This is a genomic window from Pseudomonas sp. PS01300 (assembly GCF_029960155.1).
GTDB classification, from domain to species: Bacteria; Pseudomonadota; Gammaproteobacteria; order Pseudomonadales; family Pseudomonadaceae; genus Aquipseudomonas; species Aquipseudomonas palmensis.
Genome location: NZ_JASCPN010000184.1, coordinates 1 through 255, shown reverse-complemented (window position 1 = coordinate 255; position 255 = coordinate 1). Strand labels below are relative to the sequence as shown.

At 66.7% G+C, this 255-nt stretch carries 1 protein-coding gene; it reads right to left on the bottom strand.

Features of this window, described 5'->3' with window-relative positions:
• On the bottom strand, window positions 1–255 hold a 255-nt coding region (locus QMX96_RS26985), incomplete at both ends, for an AMP-binding protein (RefSeq protein ID WP_282362748.1).

The following is a 255-nucleotide window of genomic DNA, read 5'->3' as shown; positions in this document are numbered from 1 at the left end:
GGGCCTCGCCGCTGCAGACGATGCGGGTGAGGCTGGTGCAGCTCGGCACACCGGCATCCAGCAGGAAGGCCTGCAGCATCGACGGTACGAAGTGCAGGGTGCTGACCTGGTGCTGGTTGATCAGCGCCACCAGCCTGGCCGGGTCGCGGTGGTCGCCAGGAGCAGCGACCACAAGGCGCGCACCGGTCATCAGCGGCCAGAAGAACTCCCACACCGACACGTCGAAGCTGAACGGGGTCTTCTGCAGTACCGTGT